Source organism: Tsuneonella suprasediminis (genome assembly GCF_003605755.1).
Classification (GTDB): Bacteria; Pseudomonadota; Alphaproteobacteria; order Sphingomonadales; family Sphingomonadaceae; genus Tsuneonella; species Tsuneonella suprasediminis.
In genome coordinates, this window is sequence record NZ_RAHJ01000022.1 from 42844 (window position 1) to 65099 (window position 22256).

The window sequence follows — 22256 nt, forward strand, 5'->3', positions numbered from 1 at the left end:
GTCGATGTCTGGCCCGATCCGCGCGGTAGTTACCGGCGGCCCGGGTGCGGGCAAGTCGACTTTGCTGGCCGAATTGGCGCGGCGCGGTTTCTCTGTGGAGGAAGAGGCCGCGCGCGCCATTTTACAAGCCCCCGATGGCATGACGCTGAGAGAGCACGATCCACAGGGCTTTGCCGATGCGATGTTTGCGCAAGAGCTTGCTAGTTTTGAGCGGGCGGGGGCGCGTGAAGGCGCCACAGTGTTCGATCGGGGCTTTCCCGATACTGTGGGTTTTTTGCGGCTCGAAGGGCTACCGCTGCCGGAAGCAATGGATCGGATATGCCGCGATGTACGGTATTCTGGCCCAATATTTCGTGCGCCGCCGTGGCAGGAAATCTACCGTTCGGATGAAGAGCGGATTCAGGATTGGGCCGAGGCGCAGGCCAGCGATGGCGCGGTATGCGCGGCCTGGCGGAACTATGGCTACGACCTGATCGACTTGCCGTTTGTCAGCCCCGCTGAACGGGCCGATTTTGTGATTGAGCGGTTAGGCTGATGCCTTCGCCAGTTGTGCGCCCATCATTTCCCATACTTTGTTAATCGCCTTCAGTGGGCGAACCATCACTTTGAAATCGGTGATCATTCCATCGTCATCGAAAGTGATCAGGTCGATACCGTTGATTTGAATGCCGTCCAGCTCTGTATAAAATTCCAGCATTGCCTGATTTCCATCCACCAGCTCGCGCGCATAGTGAAATTTGTCGGTATTGAGCACTACGCCTGCCGCCGCGAGATAGGCGATGACAATGTCGCGCCCCATTTGCGGGGTATGCACGACCGGGGAATGGAACACCGCATCTTCGCGGATAATCGTCGCAAGCTCTTCCGGTTGGTTTCCACCATTCAGAATGCGATGCCAGTTTTCCAGCCCCTTGCGCGCGCTCATCTCAACCTCTCAAAAGTGTGTGCCTGTGCGGCATTCCAGTACCGAGCATACTGTGTAGATTCTGGATCGGACAACAGAATTCCGGCCGGGAGGAAATCGTAGATCCTGTCGATCGCACGGGCCCGCGCGCTGTTGAGCCGTTCGTTGATGTGATCCGGGGTAATCTGCCAGGGATTGTCCAGCCCCATCGCGACAACGATCGTGCGGAGGGCATCGATCGTCGCATGTTGAAAATTGGCGACACGTTCGGCCTTGTCTTCCACCACCAGACCGCGTTGCCGGGTCTTATCCTGCGTGGCGATTCCGGTGGGGCAAGTATCTTCGTGGCAGCGCAGCGACTGTATGCAGCCCAGCGAAAACATCATCGCGCGCGCGGAATTGCACCAGTCGGCACCAAGGCCGATATTCATCGCCAGGCCTGCCCCCGAATGCACCTTGCCCGATGTGCCTAGCTTGATCTCACCCTTTAAATCGCATCCAATCAATGCATTACGGACAAGAATCAGACCCTCGCGCAATGGCATGCCCACACGGTTGGATAGTTCCACCGGTGCAGCACCAGTGCCACCTTCGGCACCGTCAACGACGATATAATCGAGCCGGATACCGGTTTCGCGCATCGCCTTCATGATCGCGAACACTTCGTGTGGCTGACCCACGCATAGCTTGATACCGACAGGTTTGCCGCCGGAGAGTTCGCGCAATCGGGCCGCCCATTCGAGCAATTCGATTGGCGTGGAGAAGGTGGAGTGGGCAGCGGGGGATACACAATCCTGTCTCACGGGCACATGGCGGGTTTCAGCGATTTCCTGGCTTACCTTCGGACCCGGCAACACTCCGCCGTGCCCCGGTTTGGCCCCTTGACTGAGCTTGATCTCGACCATTTTGACCTGATCGATACTGGCGGTTTCGCTGAACCGCCCTTCATCGAAACCACCTTTTTCATCGCGGCATCCGAAATATCCACTGCCGATTTCCCAGACCAGATCGCCGCCGTGTGTCCGGTGATATTTCGACAGGCCGCCTTCGCCGGTGTCGTGATAGAATCCACCAAGCGCGGCCCCTTTGTTCAGCGCCATGATCGCGTTGGCGGACAACGAACCGAAACTCATCGCGGAAATGTTCAGCAAAGCAGCGGAATAAGGACGTTTGCATTGCTCCGTGCCGACCGTCACGCGCCAGTCTTCGGGTGCTTTCTCGTTCGGTACGATGGAGTGGGCGAGCCATTCGTATTCGTCGGAATAGACATCCAGTTCGGTGCCAAACGGATGATCGTCCAGCTCTTTCTTCGCCCGTGCATAGACCAGCGCGCGCTCGTCGTGATTAAAGGGCCGCCCTTCCAGATCGCCTTCGACGATATAGGCTCGTGCGAATGGGCGCAGATCTTCCATCGCCCAACGCACGCGGGCAAGCAGCGGGTAATTTCGGCGCAGCGTGTGCTTACTCTGAAAGAAATCCCACACAGCCACTGCCAACAGGGGAATCGTCGCCAGAAGGCCCCATCGCCATGCCCCTCCTGCCCAGAACAGCAACAGGCTGAGCGCGGCCATCAGGGCCAGTGGCAACATTCGCGCGAACAGGTTTTCGGTGTGGTGTCGCGTCGCCGAACTGAAAATCATCAGCCCAGATGCTCCGCAAAGAAGGCATCGGTTCGGGTGTCAGCCAGAGTAGCCCCTTCTTCGTTACGTCGTTTGCCGAACTGAGTGGCGAATCCGTGATCCAATCCGGCATAGTCGTGCAAGGTAACCCTGGGATGATCGTCCAGCCCCTCGTGCATCGCCTTCTGCGCTTCTGGCGGGACGAATCCGTCGGCTGTCGGGATATGCAGCATCAGCGGATTGGCGATGGCGTGACTTTCGCGCAGCAGATCGGGGATGCCCACTGCATAATACCCCACGGATGCATCAACATCGGTGCGGGCGGCGGTCATGTATGCGAGCCGCCCACCAAGGCAGTAGCCCACTGCACCGACTTTCTTGCCGCCACTTTCCGCGCGGGCCCATTTGATTGTCGCTTCGATGTCGCGGATGCCCTGATCCTGATTGAATTTGCCCATCAGATCGAGCGCGCGCTGGAATTCCGGCTCGATATCGGGATCGAGTTCGATACCGGGTTCCAGTCGCCAGAACAGGTCGGGGGCAACGGCCAGATAACCCTGTTCGGCAAACAGATCGCATTTGCGGCGAATGCCTGCATTCACCCCGAAGATTTCCTGAATAACCACTATGGCGGCCTTGGGCTGGCTGGCCGGCTTGGCAACATATGCGGAAAAGCTGGAGTCGCCCGAAAGGGTGTCGATCGTGGTTTCGGTAGTCACGCAATATCTCCCGTGTTTCGATGCTGATTTACGCGTAGGGCTTGCGGATGGCGTGCGGCAAGCCAAGATGTACAGTCTTACGTATAACGGAGAAGCTGTGATGAAGGTCCATGTCGAAATCGATTGCACGCCGGAAGAAGCGCGGGCCTTCATGGGATTGCCGGATGTCGGCCAGGCCAACGATGTCTATGTCGAGATGATGACGAAGGCGATGAAGGGCGTGGGCAGCACTGAAAAGCTTCAGGAATATGCCAATCAGCTTGCCCCGATGGGGCAGGTGGGAATGAAGCTGTTTCAGAATTTCATTGAAGGCGCGGTGAAGGCGCAGGGTGCGGCCAGCGGTGCTGCCGCGGGCAAATCCGATAAGGACAAGTAGAATTCAGCGCTGAATTTTATCGGCAGGCAGCCGCGGTGATCGACACGATCTTTGCTTTATCGAGCGGTGCACCGCCCGCAGCGATTGCTGTTGTGCGGATCAGCGGTCCGCGCGCGCGCGACGTTTTGGCGGCGCTGTCTGGCAAAGTTCCTCAGGCGCGGCGGGCCGTGGCGACTCCTTTATATAGTACCGCAGGCGATCTGCTCGATCGGGCGCTGGTCCTGTGGCTTCCGGGGCCAGGCACCGCGACCGGTGAAGATACCGTGGAACTTCACCTCCACGGCGGACGCGCGGTCGTGTCCGCCGTGGAGGCTGCGCTCGCGGAAGCGGGGCTGCGACGGGCCCAGCCGGGAGAGTTCACCCGCCGCGCCTTTGCCAACGGACGGATCGATCTGGCCGAGGCTGAGGGGCTGGCCGACCTGCTTGAAGCGGAGACCGAACTGCAGCGGCGCGCGGCGATGGCATTGGCATCGGGAGCCTTGTCGCGAACCGTCGATGACTGGCGCGAGCGCGTGTTGGGTCTTTCGGCGTTGGTCGAGGCGGTGCTCGATTTCGGAGATGAGGACGATGTCAACGGTTTTCCCGGCGATTTCGGATCACGAGTCGATACGTTGGCGGAAGACATTGCCGAGTGGCTGGCAAGGCCGCGTAGCGAACCGCTGAAGGCAGGGTTCAGAGTGGTGCTGGCTGGCCCGCCGAATGCTGGAAAGTCAAGCTTATTCAATGCTTTGTTGGAAAATGAAGCGGCAATTGTCTCTCCGATAGCAGGGACAACGCGTGACATTATCGAGCGCTCTGTCGCGATTGATGGAGTACCGTTCACCTTCGTCGACACTGCGGGCTTGCATGATGGCAGCGAGGACGCGATCGAGCGCGAAGGAATCGGGCGAGCACAGGCAGCAATGTGTAATGCCGACCTGGTGCTCTGGCTTGGCCCGGAAGGGCAGGGGCCTGATGATGCTTGGGAGATTGAGAGCAAGGCCGATGCAGGTCATGCGACAAAGGCTTCTCCCAGATTGCGGGTGTCTGCCAGCGACGGCTTCGGCATTGGCGAGCTGAAACGTCAACTGATTGAACATGCCCGCACCTGTCTTCCCAAGCCGGGGGAGGGGGCTCTTAACTCCCGCCAGCATGCAATACTTCAGGATGCCTATGAAGCGCTGCACGGCATCGATATTCAGAGAGATGCACTGATCGTAGCCGAACAGCTGCGTTCTGCCCGTGTGGCGTTTGACAGATTGACCGGGCGCGCCACCACCGAAGATATGCTTGATGCGTTGTTTGGGCGTTTCTGTATCGGCAAGTGACGTGGGTGTTTCACGTGAAACACGGCAAGCTGAGGTGAACGGCAGGTTCCACGTGGAACAAGGCTTTGACCCGCTTCGATAGCTGCCGTATTTAGTACGCCACATGAAGCAATTTGATATCATCGTAGTCGGCGGCGGACATGCTGGCGTCGAGGCGGCGGCTGTTGCCGCCCGAATGGGTGCGCGTGTAGCGCTGGTGACATTCGACCGGCAGACGGTGGGTGCAATGAGCTGCAATCCGGCCATCGGGGGCTTGGGCAAGGGGCATCTGGTACGCGAGGTAGATGCGTTCGATGGCATTATCGGACGCGCGGCAGACGCTGCGGCCATCCACTATCGAATGCTCAACCGCTCGAAAGGAAGCGCGGTGTGGGGCCCACGCGTTCAGGCGGACCGGACCCTGTTCAAAGCGGCGGTTCAGCAGATGCTGGGCACGCAAGGCGATCTGACCATTGTCGAAGGTGAAGCGGCGGCGCTGGTATTGGATGGGGGCCGGATCGTCGGTCTCGATCTGGCCGACGGTTCCCGTATCCACGCAGCTGCCGTTGTTCTGTGCACAGGAACATTTCTGGGTGGTACGCTGTTTCGCGGGGAGGAGCGGTTTGATGGAGGGCGCATCGGAGAGAGTTCGGCGCAGATCCTCGCTGCCCAGTTGCGCGAGGCGGATCTGCCAATGGCTCGTCTCAAGACCGGAACCCCGCCTCGTCTTGACGGCCGCACCATTGATTGGGCACGCCTTGAAGAGCAGCGGTCCGATGCGGAGCAGTGGACAATGTCGCCGCTCACGCCGCGGCGTATCAATCCGCAGCTTGCATGTGCGATAACCCGAACCACAGAGGCGGGCCATGATGTGATCCGTGCCAACCTCCACCGGTCGCCTCTCTTCAGCGGTGCAATCGGGGCAACCGGGCCTCGTTACTGCCCTTCGATTGAGGATAAAATCCACCGTTTTGGTGATCGGGACGGGCATCAGGTGTTTCTGGAGCCGGAAGGGCTGGCCACGCATCTGGTATATCCCAACGGGATTAGCACCTCATTGCCGGTTGATGTGCAGTTGGCATTTCTGCGCACAATGGCCGGTCTCGAACGTGTAGAGATGATGGTGCCGGGTTACGCAGTGGAATACGATCATATCGATCCTCGCGCTCTGGATGGCGGTTTGCAGGTGCGGGCCATTCCCGGCCTCTATTGCGCGGGTCAGATAAATGGCACCACCGGTTACGAGGAGGCGGCGGCTCAGGGGTTGGTGGCAGGTATGCATGCGGCAGCGGCTGTACAACAGCGCGACGTTGCGATGATGGACCGAACGAATTCCTATATCGCCGTCATGATCGATGATCTGACACTCCACGGCGCGAGTGAGCCATATCGCATGTTGACGGCTCGTGCCGAGTACCGACTTCGTTTGCGGGCCAGCAATGCAGGTACGCGGCTGACCCCCCTTGCGATCTCCGCACAATGTGTGGGGGTTCAACGGGCGGCCTGGTTTGCAGATCGCTCCGTCAAACGTTCCACGTGGAACGATGCGCTGGCAGCTTCAGTTTCGTCAGTTGATCTGTTTAATTCCGGGCTCGACGTGAAGCGGGATGCCGGCCCCAAGCCATTGCATGAATGGCTGGCGCACCCGCAATTGAGCGCTGAGGGCTTAACCCAATGGTTGCCGGAGGGTTTTAACGAGGATGATATAGGTTTGGAGCTGGCCGAAGATGCTGCTTACGCTCCATACCTGGCACGCCAAGAAGCGGAATTGCGGGATTTGCGTGCCAGCGATGCAGTGCAAATTCCCGGGGACTTTTCTTATGCCTCCGTTCCGGGTCTTTCGAATGAAATGATCGAACGCCTGACAACTGCGCGCCCGGTGACACTCGCAGCTGCAGGTAGGGTGGCGGGCGTGACACCAGCTGCCCTCGCAGCGTTGCTAGTGCGTGTCCGTCGGCACAATGAGGGTATTGCGGCATGATCAGTAGTGAGTACGAAGCGAGAGAGTTGGTATTAAACCTATGCGGTTCAGATAGCATCGCGCGGTTCGAACTTGTCGCTGATCGTCTGCGGCAGGAGAATACACGCCAGAATCTGGTATCGGCCGCTTCGCTGGATTCTGTGTGGCAGCGCCACATCGCGGATTCGGTCCAGCTGCTCCGCCATGTTCCACGTGAAACAGCGATGGATTTATGGCTCGATCTAGGGACTGGGGCTGGCTTTCCGGGCTTGGCGATTGCCATTGCACGACCTGATTGGAATGTTTGTCTGGTCGAGTCGCGTAAACGACGGGTCGAATGGTTGGGGGCGATGATTGCCGAACTTGACCTGCGGCAATGCCGGATTGAAGGGAAGCGTTTGGAGCTTGTCGATCCTGTCCCAGCATCGGTCATCTCGGCTCGTGCCTTTGCGCCGTTGCCAAAACTGCTCGACTTATCGCGGCGATTTTCCACAGACGACACATTATGGTTGTTGCCCAAGGGGCGTTCAGCGGGGCATGAAGTGAGCGAGCTACCGCGACAACTGCGTCGCATGTTTCACGTGGAACCCTCGCTAACCGATCCCGAATCGGGTATCGTCATCGGAAGAGCCAAGGAGGCGAAGCCCGTATGATCACAATCGCCATTGCAAACCAGAAGGGCGGGGTGGGAAAAACCACGACAGCGATCAATATCGCCACCGCTATGGCCGCCACCGCTTGGAGGACGTTGCTGATTGATCTCGATCCGCAAGGTAATGCCTCAACAGGTCTTGGCCTTGGCAACGACGACCGGGAGAGTTCGAGCTACGAATTGCTGGTTGAAGGCGCTCCACTGGCATCGTGCATTCAGCCCACCAGCATTCCCGGAATGGATATCGTTCCGGCCACTCAGGATTTGAGCGGCGCCGAAGTGGAACTGGTTGCAGTCGAAGATCGCACCGCGCGCCTGTCGAATGCGCTCTCCGGGCATATCGGGCATGATATCGCCTTTATCGATTGCCCTCCGTCGCTTGGTCTGTTGACGCTAAACGCATTGAGTGCGGCGGATACTTTGCTGGTTCCTCTCCAGTGCGAGTTTTTCGCGCTCGAAGGGTTGAGCCAGCTTTTGCAAACGGTGGAACGGGTGCAAAATCGGTTCAATCCCGATCTTGGAATTATCGGTATTGCCTTGACCATGTTCGACCGGCGTAATCGATTGACCGATCAGGTGGCAGACGATGTGCGCGATTGTCTGGGCAATCTGGTGTTTGACTCGGTGATCCCGCGTAATGTCCGCCTTTCCGAAGCACCGAGCCACGGGCTGCCCGCGCTGGTCTATGATCATAACTGCCCTGGTAGTCGCGCTTATATTTCGCTGGCGCGGGAATTGATCGGGCGAATTCCGGGTGAAAGGAAGGCGGCATGAGCGATTCCAAGGATTCCGCCATTCGCTTTTCCATTCCCGAGCGGCCTAAGAGTGATCCCAAGAAGAAGCTTGGCAAAGGGCTGGGCGCCCTGTTGGGGGAGACGCGGCGGGAGGAGCCGTTGGTATCCGATCGCACTAACGGTGGCGACCAAAGTATTGAAATATCAGTAAATTCTGGACTTTCCAGCCTTGCAGTCGCGTCGATAGAGCCACTTCCCGACCAGCCCCGTAAGCATTTCGATGCCGATGCATTGGATCAGCTCGCCCAGTCGATCGCACAGCGAGGGGTTATTCAGCCGATCATCGTTCGCCCGCTGGCGGGGGGGCGTTATCAGCTTGTGGCCGGCGAACGTCGCTGGCGCGCCGCGCAGAAGGCGCGGCTGCACGAAATCCCGGCACTGGTTCGCGATCTGGACGAGCGTGAGGTTATGGCGCTCGCGTTGATTGAGAATGTTCAGCGCGAAGATCTCAATCCTGTTGAAGAAGGTCGGGCTTATCAAAGGCTTGCCGATCTGGAAGGAATGACGCAGGCTGAAATCGCACAGTTGGTCGACAAGTCGCGCAGCCACGTCGCAAACTTGCAGCGGTTGCTGCTCCTTCCCGAAGAAGTGCTCGATATGGTGGAGGCGGATTCGCTGACCATGGGGCACGCCCGCGCCCTGATCGGCAATGACAATGCGGTCGAACTGGCGCGGCAGGCGGTGAAGAACAAGTTGTCCGTCCGTGAGGTGGAGCGTCTCGTGCGGCGTGGCAGTGCTAGCGGCGAAGAACCGAGTGGCAGGCGTAAGACCCGGGCAGCTCGAAATCCGGCAAGCGATGCAGATATCGCCGCAGTTCAGCGCCATCTGGAAGAATTTCTGGGGCTAAGCGTTCAGATCAAGACAGATGCCGATCCGCGCGCAGGCACAGTATCGATCCGATACCGGACGCTCGATCAACTCGATCTGATTTGCCAACGGCTGACAGGCGGCGACATCTGATCGACCTCGCATTGGAAGTGAGCTTGATATAACGATTCGTGGGCCCTCAGCTGCGGGACGCGCCATTGCCGGTTTGCGGTCGCCTTGTATTCCGGCAGAAAAGACAGGTCCGTTTTATTTGGACGGTGAGAGATAAACCGTTGCCGCCTCGCACCTGCCTCTGGGCCGAGAACGTATATCGCATCACTCAACGTACCAGAGGCGGATGCTGGCAGGTCTAGTGGGTCTTGGTATATTTGATCCGTTTATCACCGGTTGGTGCTGGTGAGGGGACCGAACGGCGCGCTGGGCGATCGATCCTGCGGCTGCGTACTGCAGGGGCGGGCACATCGACCCATTCTTCGGTGACTGTTTCATGCACCACGCGGCGCTGCGGCACGGCCACCATCATCGGCACCATTGTGTAGGCATAGCCATAGCCGTAGCCGGGATAGCCATAGGCATATCCGCCCTGCTGCGGATATCCGCCAGTGTAGCGATCGAGATAGGCCTCGCATTCGGCGCGGCGCTTGTGATTGTTCGATGCGCCTATGGCACTGCCGATGGCGATCCCGGCCAGCCCGCCGACCCCGGCGCCGATCAGCGATCCGGCCAGCCGTTCACCAGATCCGGCGATGCGGTTGCCGGCAACGCCACCAGCCACTGCGCCCAGCAAGCCGCCGATCACGCCAGCGCGATCTTTTTCTTTCACTCCGCGCAGCCGGTCCTGACAATTGTCGAGCCAGGCGTCACGGTCGAACTGCGGTGCAGGGGCCGGAGCTTGCGCGCCATAGCCATAGGCCGGTGCACCGACCGGACCGGGATAGGCCATCGGTGCATATCCGCCCATAGGCGCGGCATATTCAGGGTAGGGGGCCGGTGCAGGAACTGGCTCTGCCCACGGGCTGCCCTCTGCATGGCGATGGTCATGCTGCCATTCCGCAGGGGGGGCAACATGCATCGGCGGCGCTGCGGGCAGGGGCGCTGCGGGAGGCGTTGCGGCGGGGGCAGCGGGCAGCGGCTGCACCACCGGTTCTTCGGTATAGACCGGAGCGGCCTGCCCGGGCTGCGCGTATTCGTATGTCATTTCCTGCGCCACCGACGGGCTGGCGAAAGCGAGCGCCACGGCGGCGGCCGATGCGGCCAGAAGTTGGCGTTGGAAGGTCATGCGATAATTCCCCGTTACCTGGGCAAGGATTCGAATCCCTCGCCATTAACGCAAAATTTATCATGACAAACGCACATTTCAGAAGGGTGCGCGTTGCCCGTGTCCCGAATCGGGCCGGAAACGCCGGTGGCGGAACCCCGGCCCGGGGGACGGGGTATGCAGTCAGGAATATGGCTTCCCCCGTCCGTCCTCTCCTCGTCATTGCGAGGAGCGTAGCGACGCGGCAATCCAAGGTGCGCCGGTGGCCTCCGCCACAACCGGTGCGATGGGCATCACCCTCGCATCATCGATTGCCCCCTGCGTTTGCGAGGGCGAAAGGGCGGGCGAGCCCCTGAATCCTGTCAGATGCGCGTGGAAAGCAGAGCGGCCAGCGCTTCCACCCCGGCTGCATCGTCAGCATCGAACCGCGCCGGTTCGGGGCTGTCGAGATCGATCACTGCGATCACCGCTCCATCGCGGGTCACGGGCACCACCAGTTCGGATCGGCTGGCGGAATCACAGGCGATATGGCCGGGGAAGGTGTGGACATCGGCCACCAGTTGTGTCTGTGCCGATTGCGCGGCAGCGCCGCAGACCCCTTTGCCCACAGGAATACGGATGCAGGCGGGGCGGCCCACAAACGGGCCCAGCACAAGCTCGCCATCGATCATGCGATAGAATCCCGCCCAGTTGAGCTGAGGGAGAAATTCCCACAACAGTGCGGCGATATTGGCCATATTGGCGACGCCATCCGGTTCCCCCGATGTTAGCGCGTCGGCGGCGCTGGCAAGCTGGCGGTATCGTTCGGCGGCGGGCAGATCGGGATCGGGCGCGAAATCGTACATGGTAGCGGCTATTTAGGTGGGGCAATCGCGTTGCGCCAGTGCGTTGCGCCGTTGCCGGGAACGGGCACTGCGGCTATTCCATCGTATTATGAGCACAGGTCGCAAGATTCTCGTCGGCGCAATTATCGCCATCGTCATCCTGGCAGGGGTGTTTTTCTATCTCCGTATGCCGGACAAGGCGCAGGTTGCCTTCGCGAACGTTACAGGTGCCGATCCCGAATTGACCGATCCGCGCGCCGAAACATTCCCCACCGCTGAAGTGGCGAAGCCGGTCGGTTGGGCAGAAGGGGAAAAGCCCGTGGCCGCGCCGGGCCTGACAGTCGAGCGATTCTCTGTCGGTCTGTCGCATCCGCGCACCCTGTACACTCTGCCCAATGGCGATGTGCTGGTGGCGCTGACCAATCGCCCGCCTGAATCGGATATCGGCGGAATCGAAGGGTTCATTGCGGGTTTCCTGTTTGCCAAGGCCGGGGCCGATGTTGCGTCGGCCAATGAAATCGCGGTGTTGCGCGATAGCGATGGCGATGGGCGTGCCGATCAGACTTTCCCGATGAAGAACGCGGCGCTGGCTTCCCCCTCCGGCATGGCGTGGCACGATGGCACGCTTTACGTCGCCAATCACAATGCACTGCTGGCGTTTCCCTTCACGCCGGGTGATACGAAGCTGACGGGCAAACCGAAGAAGCTGATGGATCTGCCCGGTGGCGGCAACCACTGGATGCGTAATGTCGTGATCGATCCGGCGGGGGAGAACCTCTATGTCGCGGTGGGTTCGGCATCGAACATCGCTGAGCGCGGGATAGAGGCGGAACAGGGCCGCGCTGCAATCTGGCAATATTCGCTCAAGACGGGGAAGGCGCGCCTGTTCGCCAGCGGGATGCGTAATCCCAACGGGCTGGCATTCAGCCCGTGGACGGGTGAGTTGTGGACGACAGTGAATGAACGCGACATGCTCGGTTCGGATCTGGTGCCCGATTATCTCACCAACGTCCCGATCGGCGCGCAATACGGCTGGCCGTGGGTGTACTGGCGGGAGAATTTCGATCAGCGGGTCGACGCGCCGCAACCGGCCTATTTCAATCCGCAATATGTCCGCATCCCCGAATATGCACTGGGGCCGCATGTCGCTGCGCTGGGGCTGGCTTTCGCGGGCAATGGTTCGCGGCTGGGCGAAAAATACGTGTCGGGCGCGGTGATTGCCGAGCATGGATCGTGGAATCGCGAGCCCAAATCAGGATACGAGGTGGTGTTCGTGCGGTTCGACGCGCGCGGCAATCCTACGGGCAAGCCGGTGCCGATCCTCACCGGCTTCCTCTCCAAAGATGGCAAGACCACGCATGGCCGCCCGACCTGGGTCGCCTGGGCGAAGGATGGCGCACTGCTGGTTAGCGACGATACCGCGGGCATCGTCTGGCGTGTGACGGCACCGGACGCGAAGCCCGCGCCGGAGATCAGGGCACTGACCGGCCCCTCGCTGCCGCCGCAACGCGAACTGCGCGGGCAGGAGGCATCGTTCGGGGAAAGCTACGCACAGGAAGTACCGAAGTAAGCCTGCGTTACCGTTACGGGCGCGCGACGTTTATCCGCGCACAAGGCGGGGCCTACAGTGCCTTGCCCGCGCGTCCGGCCAGCTCCGCAACATATTGCCACGCCGTGCGGCCCGAACGGGCACCGCGCCGCCGCGCCCATTCCAGCGCGTCGCCCGGTTCCCATTCCAGACCCAGCGGATCGGCATAAGCACCGACGATAGAAAGGTAATCATCCTGCGAAGCGGCATGGAATCCAACGCTAAGACCAAACCGGTCGGCCAGCGCCAGCATATCGTCCACTGCGTCGCGCGGATTGATCGGATCGTCCTGCTCGCTCATGTGCCGTTCGACGATGGCGCGGCGATTGGATGTCACCGCCAGTCGCACGTTGGCCGGGCGCGCTTCGACTCCACCTTCCAGCCAGCTTCGCAGGTGGCGTGGCCCGGCATGGTCGCTGTCGAACCCCAGATCGTCGAGATAGACCAGCATGTTGCGCTCCACCTTCGCCAGCTTGGCGAACAGCGCGGGTATCGTCGACAGCGCATCGGTGCCCACTTGCACCAGTGCCACCCGCTGCGGCGCATCGGCCTGCGCGGCGATGATCGATGCGCGGATCAGCGCACTCTTGCCCATGCCGCGCGATCCCCACAGCAACATGTCGTGCGCTGCGGCCCCTTGTGCCAGCCGGGCGACGTTTTCAGCCACGACTGCCTTCTGCCGGTCGATGCCCTTGAGCTGATCGAGCGAAGGCGCCCTGAAACTGGCCACGGCCCGCGCTGCCTTGCCATCCCAGATATAGGCGGGCGCGGCCAGCCAGTCGGGATCGGGCGCATGTGGCGGCGCGATCCGTTCCAGCGCCGCTGCGATTCTTTCCAGCGGGTCGCTCATCCTGCCAGTGCCTCGCTGTCGATTGCATAGAACAGCGCGGCGCCCGCTGTGGCCGCTGCCTTCAGGCCCATCGCTTCGGGCACGATATGGTCGATGAAATAACGCACCGTGACCGGCTTCACTTTCGCCAGCGACGGAGCCGCGCCATCGGCCACCGCGCGCGCCTGACGCAGCAATTGCCACCCGGCGACTGCCACTGCGCACATCGTGGTGTAGGGCACGCTGCCAGCCAGCCGATCGTCGAGGCTGGCGGTGTCGCGCATCCATTGGCCGATGGCGATGCAATCCTGCGCCAGCGCTGCCAGATTGCTTTCCTCCGCTCCATCGTGCGCGATATCCTGCAACAGCCGCTCTACAGCGCCGCCGCCGTCCATGCCCAGTTTACGGGTCACCAGATCGGCGGCCTGAATGCCGTTGGTCCCTTCGTAAATCGGGGCAATCCGCGCATCGCGGTAATGCTGGGCCGCGCCGGTTTCTTCGATGAAGCCCATTCCGCCGTGGACCTGCACCCCGATGCTCGCCACTTCGCAGCCGATGTCGGTGCCCCATGCCTTGAGCAGCGGCACCAGAACCTCGGCGCGCATCGCGGCATCGGCGTCGCTCAGCGTGCCCCGATCGACCTGACCGGCGGTGTAATAGAGCAGCGCACGCGCCCCTTCGGTCAGCGCCTTCATCCGCACCAGCATCCGGCGCACGTCAGGGTGTTCGATGATCGCCACCGGCGATTTGTCCGCCGCACCGGCGCGGGGCGATTGCACGCGTTCTTTGGCGTAGGCGACGGCCTGTTGCGTGGCGCGCTCTGCAATCTGCACACCCTGGCTGCCGACATTGATTCGCGCGTTGTTCATCATTGTGAACATCGCCATCAGCCCGCGATTTTCCGCGCCAACCAGTTCGCCAATGCATTCCCCGCCAGTGCCTGCGCCTTCACCGAAGCTCATCACGCATGTGGGCGAGGCGTTGATGCCCAGCTTGTGTTCCAGGCTGACGCAGCGCAGATCGTTGCGCGCACCCAGCGAACCGTCGTCGTTCACATGATATTTGGGCACGACGAACAGCGAAATGCCCCGGCTCCCCTCCGGCGCGCCGGGCAGGCGGGCAAGCACGAGGTGGATGATATTTTCCGCCAGTTCGTGTTCGCCCCAGGTGATGAAGATCTTCGATCCGTTGATTCGGTATTTGCCCGCGTGTTCGCCCTCTTCGATTGGGGTCGCGGTGGTGCGCAGCGCACCCACGTCGCTGCCCGCTTGCGGCTCGGTCAGGTTCATCGTGCCCGACCATGCCCCGCTGATCAGCTTGGGCAAATACTTCGCTTTCTGCGCGTCGGACCCGTGGTGGAACAATGCCTCCACAGCGCCGACAGAGAGGATCGGCAGTAGCGTGAACGCCATATTGGCCGTGCCGAGATTTTCCAACACACAAGTCGCCAATGCGAAAGGCAGGCCCTGCCCGCCGAAATCGGCCGGGGCGGCTATCGTATTCCATCCTTGTTCGACATAGTCGCCATAGGCACCGGCAAAGCCATCGGGCAGGCGCACAACGCTGTCTGTCAGCTTCGCCCCTTCGAGATCGCCAGTTCGGTTGAGCGGCGCCCATTCGCCCGCCGCCAGTGCGCCGATTCCTTCGACGATGGCCGACACCATATCAGGCTCGGCCGCAGCAAAGCGTTCGTGCTGCGCGAGTTCGTCAATCCCGGTATTGACCGAAAGGGCGAGCAATTGATCGGCGGTGGCGGGGGTGTACACGCGGTTCTCCTTGGGCTTTCGTCCCGCGCTGCTTATAGCGCGATGCGATGAGCGACAAGGACGCTACGGTAAGGCTGGCCGCCGATGCGGCGGGAATCGCGCAAGCGGCACAATTGTTGCGCGATGGGGCGCTTGTCGCGCTGCCGACAGAGACGGTCTATGGCCTTGCGGCGCGGGCCGATAGCGATGCCGCGATCGCCGCTGTCTATCGCGCAAAGGGGCGGCCCGATTTCAATCCGCTGATCGTCCATGTTCCCTCGCTGGCGACGGCAGAGTGGCTGGCTGTGTTCGATGACCGCGCCCGCGCACTGGCGGCGCGATTCTGGCCGGGGCCGCTCACACTGGTGCTGCCACTGCGCGCGGAGGCGGAAATCGCTCCGGCGGTTACGGCAGGGTTGCCGACGATTGCCATACGTTGCCCCGCGCATCCGGTGATGCGGGAGGTGCTCGAACAATGCGATTTGCCGCTGGCCGCACCATCGGCCAACAGGAGCGGCGCGGTTAGCCCGACCGATGCCGATCATGTGCTGGCGACGCTCGATGGGCGGATTGCCGCTGTGCTTGATGGCGGGGCGTGCGAGCGCGGGTTGGAATCGACTATCGTGGCGGTTCGCGAATCCGGCTGGCAACTGTTGCGCCACGGCCCGATCCCGCAAGCCGATCTGACGGCGATGCTCGGCCCGCCCGATCCGGTACTCTCGGCCAAAGTGGAGGCGCCGGGCCAGCTCGCACAACACTATTCGCCGGGAAAACCCGTGCGGCTGGGCGCGTCTGAGGCGGAGGCGGACGAATTCATGATTGGGTTCGGCCCGATTGCGGGCGATTGCACGTTATCGGCCACGGGCGATCTGGCAGAGGCAGCCGCGCGGCTCTACGCCTGCCTGCATATGGCGGCTGCTTCGCCCAAGCCGCGCGTCGCGGTCGCGCCGATCACCAACGAAGGCATCGGTGCGGCCATCAACGACCGCCTGCGCCGCGCGGCGGCGTGAACGGAGCTGGGTGATAACTTGCCGGAACGGCCCCTCGTCGCCCCGGACCTGATCCGGGGCCCCGCTTTTCCTTTTAGCGTAAGGTGGCAGAAGGGCGGAGCTGGACCCCGGCTCGGGGCCGGGGTGACGTGGAAGAGGGCGGGCGGTGCACCGGACTCACAACCAGAGTGATGCAGGCACGTTCACGGTTTCAGCTAGCCGCCGCTTTCCTCGTCATTGTGAGGAGCGTAGCGACGCGGCAATCCATGAGACGCATCTCGCCTTCATCGCGAATAAGGCGACGGGGAACCGCTTGATCCGCGTTACCGATCGGGTTCGTAGGGCACTTGCGGCTTCAGTACTTCAATCTCGTGTTCCACTTCGGCCAGATCGCGACAGGCGCGTTCGTTGCCGTCGCTGCATTTGCGCTCCAGCTTTTCGCGTTCGCGTTGCAACTGGCCCAGCCGTTCTTCGCGCTTGCGGATTTCGCGGCCGCGCTTCTCGTCCGCTTCGGATTGGCTGGTGGTGGCCATATCGACAGCCTTGCTGCCGATTTTGACCGGTGCGGTCGCCACGTCGAGCGCGGTTTTCGCAAGGCAGCCGCCGAGCAAGGGCAGTATGGCGAGAATCAGCAAGGTGGGGGCTATGCGACGCATCGAAAATTCCTCTCGATGCAAGCGCATAGCCGCGCCAGCCTTGCAGGTCGATGACTCAGGCGTCGCTTGCCGGATCGCTCGGCGCATCTTGCGTTGCGGCTTTACCAGCGGTGCCGCCGGTGCAGCGCAGCTTGCCCGAACCGTTCGACGATACCGTGCAGGTGGCGTTGCCGGCTACGGTGACATCGCCCGAACCCATGATGCTGGCATCGACTTTGCCGTCGCTGGCGAACGACGCGCTGCCCGATCCGGCCACGGTGACATCCGCGCTATCCACTTTCAACCCGGCCATCTTCGAATTGCCTGAACCTGCGACACTGAGATCGAGCGATTTTGCCGTGCCCGCTGCGGTGTAGCTGCCCGATCCGGCTATCGTAACGTCGAGCGATTCGGCGGTGACTTTCGCGGTTTTGACCGATCCGCTGCCAGCCACGGTCACTTCCGCATCGCCTACCAGATTCTGTGCATCGATCGTGCCCGATCCGGCCAGCGTCAGCTTGATCAGGCGCGGCAGAGTGACATGTACTGTGGCCTTGCCCAGTTTGTCCCCGCTGTTTTTCTCGCGCATGATGCCCAGCGCATCGTCATCGATGGTGAAGCGCACTGCGTCTGTCGCCCTGGCATCGCCACTGACTTCGATTGTCAGCGCATCGCCATCTGTAACGACGACATTGTCCGGCCCGGCCAGAACGATTTCGGTGGGCGTTTTGCCCTTGGTGTCGAGCTCAGCCAGCGGTACGCCGCTTTTGCCGTTGATTGAAATGTGGCCGTCGCAGGCGGATACGCCCAGTGCGACCACCATTGCAGCGAGGGGAGCAACGCCCTTGATAATCTTGTGAAGCATCTATCCAGCCCTGTTTGTTTGCGGTGACTTGCGTGTTACCGATGTAATACACTGGGCAACACACCGCAACTATCCAAAGCAAAGGGGCCGCCCTTGCGGACGGCCCCTGTCGATGCCTGTAAGACGTTGGTCGATCAGGCTTCTTCGGCGTTCTCGTAATACTGCGGGGCGTGTTCGCGCAGCACGTCGAGAATCTTTTCGAGCGCGGTCGGCTCGTCGGTCTTTTCCATCGCGGCCAGTTCTCGGGCGAGGCGGCTGGAGGCCGCTTCGAAGATCTGGCGTTCGGAATACGACTGCTCAGGCTGATCGTCGGGGCGGAACAGGTCGCGGGTCACTTCAGCGATCAGTACGATTTCGCCGGAATTGATCTTCGCTTCGTATTCCTGCGCGCGGCGGCTCCACATCGTGCGCTTGACCTTGGGCTTGCCCTTCAGGGTTTCCATCGCTTCCTTCAGCGTTTTGTCGCTGGAAAGCTTGCGCATACCGATCGCTTCGACTTTGTTGACCGGAACGCGGAGAGTCATCTTCTCCTTTTCGAACCGGAGGACATAGAGTTCGAGCTGCATGCCGGCGATTTCCTCGCTCTGCAGTTCGATCACACGGCCAACGCCGTGCTTGGGATAGACTACGTAATCGCCGACATCGAAAGCCGGGGCCTGAGTTGCCATCAATCGTCCTTTCCTGGCGACGCGGCCAGCGCCTGCAAGCGGACCAATCCTCTCTGGCGACCAGGCTGGATCACGCGGTCGTTAGTGAGTCTGGACTGTATGCTGGTTCGTCGCGCCTGTTCCTGCACTCAAAACGCCGCCGCGAGTCGCCACGCGACCCGGCGGGTTGTGTAATTATATAACAGGTTGGCAACAAAAATTCCACCCCGGCAGTAAATCGGGGAGAATCAGGTGCCGAAAAGGGGCAGATGCCGCGCGAAAACAGGGCGTGCGGCGGTGCTGGCTTAGTCGCCTTCGCCCGGTTCGGGGCTGAAGTATTTGTCGAACTTGCCTTCTTCACCCTTGTGTTCGTCCGCGTCGGCGGGCGGTTCTTTCTGGCTGGTGATGTTCGGCCATTCGGCGGAATACTTGGTGTTGATTTCCAGCCATTGTTCGAGGTTATCCTCGGTATCGGGCAGGATCGCTTCCGCCGGGCATTCCGGTTCGCATACGCCGCAGTCGATGCATTCGCTGGGGTTGATGACCAGCATGTTTTCGCCTTCGTAGAAGCAATCGACCGGACACACCTCGACGCAATCGGTGTACTTGCACTTGATGCACGCGTCGGTGACGACATAAGTCATGGAAGCTGGCCCCTTTCAGGCGATTGATCTTTCTGGCCCGCTATCGCGGTTTGCCGCGTCGGGTCAAGCACCCGATAACATGCCTGTGCCTCTGCCGCCGGGCCGCGCCGGGTGGGCAGGGCGGCGATTTCGATCACCTGAACCCCACCGGGCAGCGGAATCGTAAGCGTATCGCCGGCGATAATATCCTGACTCGCCCGCACCACGCGCTGCCCGTTGCGGCGGATATGCCCCTGACCGACAAGCGCCTGTGCGATGCTGCGGGTTTTCACCAGCCGCAACTGCCACAGCAGCTTGTCGATTCGCATATCAGCCGATCATTTGCGGAGCAGGTCCGCCAATGCGGCAAAGGCATTGCCGGGTTGCGGGGCGGATTGCGCGGGGCCGTTGCGCGGTTTGCCGCCCCCCTTTCGCGGCGGGCGTTTGCCCTGCGGCTTGCTCCGGGGCGATTCGCCTTTGTGTGCGGTGCCTTTCTGGCCGCCACCCTTTTGCCTTTGGCCCCGTTGCTTGCCGCCTGCCTTCGCCGGGCGCCCGGCGCCATCGCCATCGGCGCGGCGGGCGAATCCGGGGCGCCAGTTCCACCGGTCGGGCGCGGGCGGGCCAAAGGCACCTTCGGCCAGCGCGCGCGCGCCGTTCGCGCGGAATCCACCCGCGCCCAGCAGGCGTTTCCAGCTATCTTCGGTCAATCCGGTCGATACCGCCAGCGCGGGGTCGAGCGTGAACTGGCGCGCAGTGGCCTTCGCCCGCGCTTCGTGTGCGGCGCGCAGCAGCTTCTCTGCAACATCCACCCGCACGACCTGTTCGCCCGCGGGGCGATAGCCGCTGGGCAGGCGATCGCCGCCGGGGATTACCGCGCGCATCGCCTCTTCCAGAGGGCGCTTGTCCGCACCGCTGGCATGGAAGGCCGCCCGTGCGGCAGGCTTGAGCAACGCAGGGGCGAACACGTCGAGCGCGCCGAACACCACGCCCAGCTTACGCAGGAACGGGCGGGCTTCGCGCGGCAGATGTTCGATCCCGGTGCGTTCGCGGGTGGCATAACCATGCCCCTCGATCAGGTTGAGCAGCAGCGCGCGCGCTTCGCTGCCCGCTGCCGGATCGCGCGAAGCCTCCTCCAGTTTAGCAAGCGGTTCGAGCGGAGCGAGTTGCGCGGCGACCCATGCTTCCAGCGCGGTAAGAAATTCGGTTTTTGCCGGTTCGGGCAAGGCGGCCAGTTCGCGTGAAGGCACAATGCGCGGCGCCGTGGCGATCTGAGTCGCTTCGAGGCGGGCGATTTCCACACCATTCCACGTTACCACACCAGCGGCCAGCGCCATTCCCGGCAAGCCGGCGGTGACGAGCACATGGGCACGATCCCCCAACAGGCGAGGCAGCGCCTTTTCCGCGGCTGACAGCAACAGGCGGTGATCGGTATGGTTGGCACGATGATCGACCACGAAACGGAACGCTTCGACATGGCCAATCGGCTCGCCTTCGACGGCGACGATGCCGTCTTCCGCCAATGTGACGGGCAACAGCGCGGGATCTTGTCCTAGATTCTTCATCAGGATTGCCGTCCTCCGGTTGACGAAGCGTTCTGTCAACCGGGCATGAAGCGCATCGGACAATCGCGCCTCTGCCGCGCGGGCCCGTGCGGCCATTTCGTCACGCGCCAGAACCCAGTCGGGCCGCTGGCAAATATAGGCCCAGCTGCGGATCGCGGCGATGCGCCCTTGCAGCGTGTCGATATCACCGGTCGTCCGGTCCAGTTCGGATATTCGCGCAGCGACATAGTCCGCGCCGAGGTATCCGCCGCGCAGATCCTGCCACAACCGGGCAACGAAGCGGGTGTGCACGTCGACGCCATGCTGCCGGAAATCGGGCAGGCGGCACACGTCCCACAGACGGCGGACCATGCCGGGCGTCGTGACGTCATCGGCCAGCGGATCTTCCGCCAGTCGTTTCAGTACCGCCATATCGATCGCCTCCGGCGCGCGGGCGAGTTGCGGTTCGGGCGGGATCGCTTCCAGATCGTCGATCAAAGTGCCGATCGAATCGTATCGCGGCTCCGCCTCGCGCCAGAACAGGCGGGTCAGCGGGGCGAAGCGGTGTTCTTCGATGGCATAGATTTCTTCTTCGGTGAATTCGGGGTTTTGGTGCTGCCCGGCCAGTGTACCGAAAGTGCCGTCGCGATGGTGCCTACCCGCGCGGCCGGCGATCTGCGCCATTTCCGCCGGGTTCAGCCGCCGCTGACGCTGCCCGTCAAATTTCGACAGCCCGGCGAAGGCGACGTGAGTCACATCGAGGTTCAGCCCCATGCCGATGGCATCGGTGGCGACGATATAATCCACTTCGCCAGACTGGAACAAAGCGACCTGCCGGTTGCGCGTTTCCGGGCTAAGCGCCCCCATCACGACGGCGGCACCGCCGCGAAACCGGCGGAGCATTTCCGCCACGGCATAGACCTGCTCGGCGGAAAACGCGACGATGGCACTGCGCGGGGGCAAGCGGCTCAGCTTGCGCGGGCCGATATGTGCCAGTGTGGAGAAGCGGGGCCGGGTAACGATTTCCGCCCGCGGCACCAGTGCCCGCACCATCGGTTCCAGCGTCGATGCCCCCAGCAACATCGTCTCTTCCCGCCCGCGCGTGTGCAGCAGGTGATCGGTGAACACATGCCCCCGCTCGCGGTCGGCGGAGAGCTGCGCTTCGTCGAGCGCGGCAAAGGCCAGCGGCCCGCCGCGCCAGTGCCCGCCGCGCGGCATCGCCTCCGCTGTGCAGCAGAAATAGCGCGCCTCGGGCTGTTCGATCCGCTCTTCGCCGGTAATCAGGGCGACCGACTTTTCGCCCTTGATCGCCACCACCCGGTCATACACCTCCCGCGCCAGCAGGCGCAGCGGGAAACCGATGGCGCCGCTCGAATGCGCGCACATCCGTTCGATCGCAAGGTGCGTCTTCCCGGTGTTGGTAGGCCCGAGGACCGCCTTGATGATGGCATCGCTCACACTGGCGAAGGTGGCACTGCGCGGGCGGTACTGCAATGGGCTGCGCGATGTTCCCACAGCCCGCCGTGCACCTGAGTCGGCCCGTCGCAACTTAAGCCGGAATTAACTTCAATCGG

The 22256-nt window shown here is 61.9% G+C and carries 22 protein-coding genes; 9 read left to right on the top strand and 13 right to left on the bottom strand.

Annotated elements, in window-relative coordinates:
• Positions 1-4 precede the first annotated feature (4 nt).
• On the top strand, positions 5-535 hold the full coding sequence (locus D6858_RS14365; protein ID WP_120112716.1) for an AAA family ATPase: 531 nt from the start codon (positions 5-7) through the stop codon (positions 533-535).
• Here D6858_RS14365 and D6858_RS14370 read toward each other — a convergent pair.
• The 3 genes from D6858_RS14370 to D6858_RS14380 are packed head-to-tail and all read right to left on the bottom strand — an operon-like array spanning position 527 to position 3242.
• Entirely contained in the window at positions 527-925 is a 399-nt protein-coding gene (locus tag D6858_RS14370) for a nuclear transport factor 2 family protein (protein WP_120112145.1), read from the bottom strand. The genes D6858_RS14365 and D6858_RS14370 overlap by 9 nt on opposite strands.
• On the bottom strand, positions 922-2544 hold the full coding sequence (locus tag D6858_RS14375) for an FMN-binding glutamate synthase family protein (protein ID WP_120112149.1): 1623 nt from the start codon (positions 2542-2544) through the stop codon (positions 922-924). The genes D6858_RS14370 and D6858_RS14375 overlap by 4 nt, the downstream gene beginning before the upstream one ends.
• On the bottom strand, positions 2544-3242 hold the full coding sequence (locus D6858_RS14380; RefSeq protein WP_120112153.1) for a dienelactone hydrolase family protein: 699 nt from the start codon (positions 3240-3242) through the stop codon (positions 2544-2546). The genes D6858_RS14375 and D6858_RS14380 overlap by 1 nt, the downstream gene beginning before the upstream one ends.
• 100 nt (positions 3243-3342) lie before the next feature.
• Here D6858_RS14380 and D6858_RS14385 point away from each other — a divergent pair, with 100 nt between their 5' ends.
• The 6 genes from D6858_RS14385 (at position 3343) to D6858_RS14410 (ending at position 9270) form a co-directional block, all read left to right on the top strand.
• On the top strand, positions 3343-3618 hold the full coding sequence (locus D6858_RS14385; protein WP_120112157.1) for a DUF6489 family protein: 276 nt from the start codon (positions 3343-3345) through the stop codon (positions 3616-3618).
• A gap of 35 nt (positions 3619-3653) precedes the next feature.
• A complete protein-coding gene (gene mnmE / locus D6858_RS14390) occupies positions 3654-4925 on the top strand; it encodes a tRNA uridine-5-carboxymethylaminomethyl(34) synthesis GTPase MnmE (protein ID WP_120112160.1) in 1272 nt (423 codons plus the stop codon).
• Between the two features lie 103 nt (positions 4926-5028).
• The gene (mnmG, locus tag D6858_RS14395) at positions 5029-6885 is read left to right on the top strand and encodes a tRNA uridine-5-carboxymethylaminomethyl(34) synthesis enzyme MnmG (RefSeq protein WP_120112163.1); all 1857 of its coding nucleotides are present in this window, start codon (positions 5029-5031) and stop codon (positions 6883-6885) included.
• Positions 6882-7517, top strand: coding sequence for a 16S rRNA (guanine(527)-N(7))-methyltransferase RsmG (gene rsmG / locus D6858_RS14400; RefSeq protein ID WP_120112166.1), 636 nt, complete (start codon positions 6882-6884; stop codon positions 7515-7517). The genes mnmG and rsmG overlap by 4 nt, the downstream gene beginning before the upstream one ends.
• Positions 7514-8290, top strand: a complete 777-nt coding sequence (locus D6858_RS14405) for a ParA family protein (protein ID WP_120112169.1) — start codon at positions 7514-7516, stop codon at positions 8288-8290. The genes rsmG and D6858_RS14405 overlap by 4 nt, the downstream gene beginning before the upstream one ends.
• Positions 8287-9270, top strand: coding sequence for a ParB/RepB/Spo0J family partition protein (locus D6858_RS14410; RefSeq protein WP_120112173.1), 984 nt, complete (start codon positions 8287-8289; stop codon positions 9268-9270). Before D6858_RS14405 ends, D6858_RS14410 begins: the two co-directional genes overlap by 4 nt.
• A gap of 217 nt (positions 9271-9487) precedes the next feature.
• Here D6858_RS14410 and D6858_RS16165 read toward each other — a convergent pair whose 3' ends face one another.
• Both D6858_RS16165 and D6858_RS14420 read right to left on the bottom strand, forming a co-directional pair.
• Positions 9488-10417, bottom strand: a complete 930-nt coding sequence (locus D6858_RS16165; RefSeq protein ID WP_240623856.1) for a glycine zipper 2TM domain-containing protein — start codon at positions 10415-10417, stop codon at positions 9488-9490.
• A gap of 341 nt (positions 10418-10758) precedes the next feature.
• Positions 10759-11241, bottom strand: coding sequence for a GAF domain-containing protein (locus D6858_RS14420; protein ID WP_120112177.1), 483 nt, complete (start codon positions 11239-11241; stop codon positions 10759-10761).
• Positions 11242-11329: 88 nt separating this feature from the next.
• Here D6858_RS14420 and D6858_RS14425 point away from each other — a divergent pair, with 88 nt between their 5' ends.
• Positions 11330-12790, top strand: coding sequence for a PQQ-dependent sugar dehydrogenase (locus D6858_RS14425; RefSeq protein WP_120112180.1), 1461 nt, complete (start codon positions 11330-11332; stop codon positions 12788-12790).
• Between the two features lie 52 nt (positions 12791-12842).
• Here D6858_RS14425 and D6858_RS14430 read toward each other — a convergent pair whose 3' ends face one another.
• Positions 12843-13658, bottom strand: a complete 816-nt coding sequence (locus D6858_RS14430; RefSeq protein ID WP_120112184.1) for a DUF815 domain-containing protein — start codon at positions 13656-13658, stop codon at positions 12843-12845.
• Entirely contained in the window at positions 13655-15403 is a 1749-nt protein-coding gene (locus D6858_RS14435) for an acyl-CoA dehydrogenase family protein (RefSeq protein WP_240623857.1), read from the bottom strand. The genes D6858_RS14430 and D6858_RS14435 overlap by 4 nt, the downstream gene beginning before the upstream one ends.
• A gap of 47 nt (positions 15404-15450) precedes the next feature.
• On the opposite strand from D6858_RS14435, the gene D6858_RS14440 reads away from it, so the two are divergent.
• A complete protein-coding gene (locus tag D6858_RS14440) occupies positions 15451-16392 on the top strand; it encodes an L-threonylcarbamoyladenylate synthase (RefSeq protein ID WP_120112188.1) in 942 nt (313 codons plus the stop codon).
• A 302-nt stretch (positions 16393-16694) separates the two neighbouring features.
• Here the strand turns inward: D6858_RS14440 and D6858_RS14445 are convergent, their stop codons facing one another.
• The 6 genes from D6858_RS14445 to D6858_RS14470 form a co-directional block, all read right to left on the bottom strand.
• Positions 16695-17027 (bottom strand): hypothetical protein, encoded by a 333-nt coding sequence (locus D6858_RS14445; RefSeq protein ID WP_120112192.1) that lies wholly within the window; start codon positions 17025-17027, stop codon positions 16695-16697.
• Between the two features lie 55 nt (positions 17028-17082).
• Positions 17083-17871: a head GIN domain-containing protein gene (locus tag D6858_RS14450; RefSeq protein WP_240623858.1), complete on the bottom strand. Its 789-nt coding sequence runs from the start codon at positions 17869-17871 to the stop codon at positions 17083-17085.
• 134 nt (positions 17872-18005) lie between these two features.
• Positions 18006-18539: a CarD family transcriptional regulator gene (locus D6858_RS14455; RefSeq protein ID WP_102154732.1), complete on the bottom strand. Its 534-nt coding sequence runs from the start codon at positions 18537-18539 to the stop codon at positions 18006-18008.
• Between the two features lie 284 nt (positions 18540-18823).
• A complete protein-coding gene (gene fdxA, locus D6858_RS14460) occupies positions 18824-19162 on the bottom strand; it encodes a ferredoxin FdxA (protein WP_102154731.1) in 339 nt (112 codons plus the stop codon).
• Entirely contained in the window at positions 19159-19470 is a 312-nt protein-coding gene (locus tag D6858_RS14465; protein WP_120112196.1) for an RNA-binding S4 domain-containing protein, read from the bottom strand. Before D6858_RS14465 ends, fdxA begins: the two co-directional genes overlap by 4 nt.
• A gap of 9 nt (positions 19471-19479) precedes the next feature.
• Positions 19480-22140 (bottom strand): helicase-related protein, encoded by a 2661-nt coding sequence (locus D6858_RS14470; protein ID WP_240623859.1) that lies wholly within the window; start codon positions 22138-22140, stop codon positions 19480-19482.
• Positions 22141-22256 lie beyond the last annotated feature (116 nt).